Below are 1,031 nucleotides of genomic sequence, written 5' to 3' on the forward strand. Positions count from 1 at the left end.
TACGACGCCGGCGCCGCGCACGCGCGCCCCAGGGGGCTCGGCCCGCACACGGACGCGCGCGGCGCGGGCGCCTTCACCCGGCCGCGCACCAACAGCCCGTCCTTCCGGCAGAACGACGCCACCGCGCGCGCCGTCCTCACCTTCCTGGACGGGGTGGCGCGATGAGCGCCCGCGGGGCGGGGCACGCGGCACACCCACCCGCCACCGCACCCCGGCCCCGCCCACCCCGGCACCTCCGCTCCGCGCCGCCCAGACACCTCCGCACCCGGCGCCCCGGCGCCCCGGCACCCGAGCCCCGTGCTCGAGAAAGGTGTACCCCCATGCCCTCCCTGCCCTCCCTGTCCTCGGCGTGCCCGCCGGCCGGTCATCGACCGCTGCACATCGCGGCCGCCGTCGACCAGGCGGACGCCTTCACCGCCGCCCCCTTCGTCCGGCTCGCCCGGCTCGCCGAGCGCGGCGGCCTCGACTTCGTGACGCTCGGCGGCTCCTTCGCCCGCCGCGGGCCCGACGCCCTCGCGGTCCTGTCCCGCGTCGCGCCCGCCACCGACCGCGTCGGCCTGGTGCCCACCGTCACCACCACCCACACCGAGCCCTTCCACGTGCAGGCGGCCGTGGCCACGCTCGACTGGGTCAGCCGCGGCCGCGGCGGCTGGGCGGTCGACGTGTCCGCGACCGAGGCCGAGGCCGCGCTCTTCGGGCGGCGCCGGGCCGCGCCCCGGGACGCGCTGTGGCGCGAGGCGGGCGAGGTCGCCGACGCCGCCAGGCGGCTCTGGGACAGTTGGGAGGACGACGCGGAGCTGCGGGACGTGGCGACGGGACGCTTCATCGACCGGGACAAGCTGCACCACGTCGACTTCGAGGGCAGCACCTTCTCCGTGCGCGGCCCCTCCGTCGTGCCGCGCCCGCCGCAGGGCCACCCCGTGGTCGTCGTCGACGCCACCGCCGGGCCCGCCCGCGAGGTGGCCGCCCGGCACGCGGACGTCGCCCTCGTCCGGGCCGCGAGCCCGGAGCAGGCGGGCGCCGCCCGCGAC

1 protein-coding gene is annotated in these 1,031 nt (G+C 79.6%); it reads left to right on the top strand.

Annotation, left to right across the window (positions count from 1 at the left end; genetic code table 11):
- Positions 1-320: 320 nt before the first annotated feature.
- The coding region (locus tag IE330_RS38475) for an LLM class flavin-dependent oxidoreductase (RefSeq protein ID WP_190140814.1) at positions 321-1,031 on the top strand (711 nt) is incomplete at its 3' end.

The organism is Streptomyces longispororuber (assembly GCF_014656095.1).
Lineage (GTDB): Bacteria > Actinomycetota > Actinomycetes > Streptomycetales > Streptomycetaceae > Streptomyces > Streptomyces longispororuber.